At 47.3% G+C, this 5,028-nt stretch carries 2 protein-coding genes; one reads left to right on the forward strand and one right to left on the reverse strand.

Annotated elements, in window-relative coordinates; genetic code table 11:
• Nucleotides 1-42 precede the first annotated feature (42 nt).
• Nucleotides 43-2,091 (reverse strand): peptidoglycan D,D-transpeptidase FtsI family protein, encoded by a 2,049-nt coding sequence (locus tag WBM30_RS07220; RefSeq protein WP_424900063.1) that lies wholly within the window; start codon nt 2,089-2,091, stop codon nt 43-45.
• A 263-nt stretch (nt 2,092-2,354) separates the two neighbouring features.
• Between WBM30_RS07220 and WBM30_RS07225 the strand changes: the two genes are divergently transcribed.
• Nucleotides 2,355-5,009, forward strand: a complete 2,655-nt coding sequence (locus WBM30_RS07225) for a YfhO family protein (RefSeq protein WP_424900064.1) — start codon at nt 2,355-2,357, stop codon at nt 5,007-5,009.
• Nucleotides 5,010-5,028: the final 19 nt, after the last annotated feature.

Genomic DNA, 5,028 nt, shown 5'->3' on the forward strand with positions numbered 1-5,028 from the left:
CCGCCACCTTCTGTTTGTTTATTCGAAGCGCAATTCGACTGGTTACTCGGCTTTTGCTGCGTAATCCCCTGTGTTGAAGTAGGCATCAAAAACTTTCTTGGCTATCGGTGTAGCCCGGCCCGTATCCGTGCTGAGATAAGGGACCACAACGGTTACAGTGATTTCCGGATTATCGAATGGCGCATACCCGACGAAAGTTGAGTTGAAGACACTTTCACCCTTCAGATTATCATTGGTGCCACCATAGATGGCCTCCGCGGTCCCTGTTTTGGCGGCGACGTTATTCGGGTCCTTCCCGAACGTCGAGTAGGCAGTCCCGTTTGTGCTGTGGGTTACTTGGTAAAACCCTTGCTGGACACGCTCCATCGCTTGCGCATCGACATCAACCTGATTCATCACTTTTGTCTCCAGAGTCGTTTCCAAAGCCCCCAGCGCTCCGTTCGCATCCGTACTGCGGATTTCTGAAACCAACTGAGGAGCGTATCGGGTACCGCCGTTGGCGATGGTATTGATGTATTGGGATAATTGCAAGGTCGTGTAAAGATCGTACTGTCCGAATGCTTGGTCGACAACGTTAACTGCTGTCTGATCGAACCCAGCCAATCCGCTGCCTTCGTTTGGCAGGTCAATTCCTGTCTTCACACCCAAACCGAACTGGGCGAAGTAGCTGCGCAGCTCATCGATCAGGTCTGCGGAAATATTCAAGGTGTCTCCTGATTCATAGTTTACTTGTCCCCCCATCAGCATCGCCAATTTGACCATATAAATATTCGACGAGCGGGCTAATGCCTCGATGTCGTTGATCGCCACTTGGCTGCCGACGTTCGGGTTGAAAACAGATTTTTTCAATTTCGAACCTGGGAATTGTAGCGGTTCGTCGACGATGACATTGTTATCCGTACTGATGACACCGCTCATGTATCCGGTCAGCACCATCGCGCCCTTAATGGCCGATCCCATTCCGTAACTGGCATTGATGACACCCAATGCATCATCCACAATTTCGTTGGAGGTCGAGCGCTGTTTGCCGGTCATGCCCAGTATTTCTCCTGTATTTGGATCCGAGGCCACTATGTACACCCGGTCGTTATAGGAATCGACATTGCTGTTCAGGAAATCGGTAGCGATCTGTTCGATTTCCTTTTGAAAATCGATATCGATAGTCAAGACTAGGTTATCCCCGGCTTTTCCTTCATAGGATTCCTCCCGCGTCACAACCTCGCCTGATTGATTCGTGATCGTTTCCCATTGTGATTTCGTGCCTGAGAGAACCGACTCGTATTCTTGCTCCAAGTAGGAATTCCCGACACGGTCGTTTCTGGCGTACCCTTTTGCCAAATAGGTGGCGACTTTGTCGCTCGGCAACCCGATTTTTTCGCTGGTCACCCCTCCTAATATGCTCTTCAGCAAGTCGGATTCTGGGTAGATCCTGACCCAATCCGTCGCGACATCCACACCGGACAGACCGGACAGATTTTCGCTCACCTGGGCAAGTTCTTCATCCGTTACATCCTTATTTTTTATGCTGGTAGTCGACAAGGCATACGCGCTGTTCATCCGCTTAAAGATTGCGGCAATTTCTTTTTGCTCATCAGAATAAGCGATATCTTCCGCCGTTATTTTCGCTAGCTCCACTTCATACAATTCGGAACCCGGCAACAGCTTTTCATCATCCGACAGACGCTTCAACATCACTTCGTTGTTTACGGCTATCCAATAATCTTTCAGATCGCGCTCCGTCAGTTCTTCAACGTTGACGTTTATCAAACTCGCCAACGAAGCGGCAACCTTCGCCATTTCCTCTGCTGTCGTGTTTGCTCCTCTGGTGTAGGTTATGGAATGCTGTGGTTCGTTGCCTACAAGTATGTTGCCATCTCTGTCATATATCAAACCGCGCGGCACTGATTCCGTCACAAGTGTCGTTTCCGTACGTTTCACAATGGCTTCGAATTCATCTCCGCGAACGATCTGCAGGTATCCCAACCGGAATATCACTGCGGAAAACAGCGAGAACACGATAAAAAAGAGCAGGTTCAAGCGAAACGGGATATGCGATTTTCTCTTCCTTTTGCTTTGGGTATTATCTTCCAATTTTACACCTTCCTAAAACCATAGTTCGACAACCTATTATAGCAAAAAAAGCATGCATTACAAACGAAGCAACAAATTTTTAACATGTATCCTTGCTGGATATGCCAAGACGCGTTCGGATTCTTCATAAAACCAGCGGGATATGCTAAAATAGCAGAAGCACTTGTGAATTATTCGCTTCAACTATCAGGAGCGTTCCCTCACGGTCAGGCGACTCTGCAGGAATGCCAAAAAATTTTCGGTTCAAAGGAGGAATGTGCAGCATGCTGAAGCGTTTCACAACTCTATCCCCGCAAAAAAATATGCTTTTCCTTTCGTTCTTACTGCCTTTATTTGTAATGGTGGTCATTTATGCCACCATGGGGGTTTATCCTTTCGGCAATAGCACATTGCTGACGGTCGATCTCGGCCAGCAATATGTAGATTTTTTCAGTTATTACCGCACAACCTTATTGTCCGATCCTTCCGCCATTTTCTTTTCTTTCACAAAATCATTCGGTGGAGAAATGCTGGGGTTGTGGGCTTATTATCTGATGAGTCCTTTCAATTTGATTTTTCTGTTGTTTCCGCAGTCCCAGTTGCCCTTGGCGGTTACCCTCTTGATTTTGATGAAGGTTTCCGTGTCGGGTTTGACTTTTGCTCATCTGTTGATTTCCCGCTTCGAAGGAAAAGGTTTGTTAGTTCCGTCCTTCGCATTGAGCTATGCCTTGATGGGTTATGTCATCGTCAATCAATTAAACGTCATGTGGCTGGATGGGCTCGTTTTCCTGCCTCTGATCATTCTTGGTCTGGAAAAACTGATGTCGGGTGAAAGCGGTCTGTCTTACAGCTTAATTCTGGGAGTGATGTTGATTTCCAATTATTATATCGGATTCATGATTTGTGTTTTCCTGGTCTTCTATTACCTTTTCGCGTTTTCCAGACAAGAGGTTGTCGACCCGAATAATCTGAAGGCGCAGCTGAAGCACTTCTTCTCCCAATCAGGCCGATTCATCGGTTATTCTTTGCTGGGAGCTGGTTTTGCCTCCGTCCTGCTGCTGCCAACTTTTTATTCGCTCTTGGGGAGCAAAGCAAGTTATGCCAACAGCCTTATCGATTGGAGTTTCGCCTATGATCCCTTCGAAGTCGTTTCGAAGTTTTATATCGGGGCGTTCAATTTCGACCAGATGCCCAGCGGACATCCCAATCTCTTTATCGGCACTGTCGCTCTGACAGCGTATGTCTATTATTTTTTTCATCCCGCCTTCTCCAAAAAAGAACGGTTCACGTCGCTTGCGCTGACCGCCCTCTTTTTTCTGGCGATGAACGTCCAGTTTCTGAATAAAATTTGGCATGCCGGACAATACCCGATTTGGTACCCTTACCGTTTTTCGTTCACTGTTTGCTTCTTTTTCCTGTTGAACGGTTTTCGGGCGTTGCGTACCTATCGTCCTTTTCCCTTTTCGCTGGCCTGCTGTCTTTTGATCACCCATGCAGCCACTGCCATCTATGTCCTGAAAGAGGATTTTGAATTTCTGGAGCCTGTCCAGGTATTGATCACGGCAGTCGTTTCGGTGCTCGTCCTAGTGTTGCTGATGCTCAGGGATCAGCCCAGAAAATGGCTGACCTATGCTTTGCTTTTCGTGGTCACCGCAGAGATGACGGCCAATGCAGCCATCGACTTGTTTCGATTAGGCTACGTCAAGCAGGACGAATTCGCCGATTATCAAACGAATCTGAATACGATGTTGGCGGATGTGCGGACACCCGAAGACACGTTCTATCGGATTGAAAAAACGTTCCAACGCTCCAAAAATGACAGCTTTCAAGCGAATTATGCCGGAATCAATCATTTCAGCTCCACTTTCGAAAAGGAGATTCCCGCCTTGTTCGGATCATTGGGCTTTCCGGACGGGAACGGGTTTATCGTTTACTCAACCGGAACTTTGTTTACGGATGCACTGTTCGGCGTGAAATATTTCATTCAGGACAAGAAGTTGCCAGAAACATTTTATGACCTCAACGACGGCGTATATCGGTTGAACCGCAACTCCACCCGCCCGGATCTGACCCAGTACAATTTTTATTCAGAAACGGATAGATCCACCACCTACGAAAATCCATATGCGTTGCCATTGGCATTTGGGGTTTCCGAAAGTGTGTTGGAACTTGATTTGATCGAGGATCAGCCCATATTGATGCAGGAACAGCTGTTGGATGCCTTCAACAATCAGGAAACCATCGAACCTTATTTCTCCTTGCGTCCGTTCGATTCCAACGTTTTCCAGAATGTCACATCCGCTGCCGGTGATGCACAGAACACAACCTACTATCGGTCTGTGGATGGTGCAATCTCCAGAATCGAATTCCAGTTCACACCTACGAGCGACAATCCTTATTATCTGATTCTGGATGCAGGCATCAATGACGATGATGCTACGCTTTATGTGAATAATGTGAAGTTGGATTATTATACGACCTTCCGGAATGATCAAGTCATCAACATCGCAAGCAACCAACAGGGTGAAAACATCACCTTTACAATCGAACTGCGCGAGGATTCGATTCGGGTACAGGACCTAAAACTTTACGAATTGAATAAAGCTCTGTTCGAGGAAACCATTTCAGATCGCCAGGCAGAAGGCATGACGATCTCCTCGTTCAGACAGACCCACATCACAGGTTCCGTCACAATCGAGGCTGAAAATGAAGTATTGTTGACGACGATTCCCTACAGCGAAGGCTGGGAAGTGACGATCGATGGGGCAGTGGCAGAAACAACCACTGCTCTGAATGGTCTGCTGGCGGTGCCAATAAGCGCAGGCAAACATACCATCGTCTTGACATACCGCACCCCCTATCTGTTGACTGGACTTTCAATCAGCGGCGTTTCAATCGCTGGTGCCTTATTATTGAGAAAATATCGCAAAAATAAATAAGAAAAGCGGCTGGGATTTT

It is taken from the genome of Trichococcus sp., assembly GCF_049684335.1.
Classification (GTDB): domain Bacteria; phylum Bacillota; class Bacilli; order Lactobacillales; family Aerococcaceae; genus Trichococcus.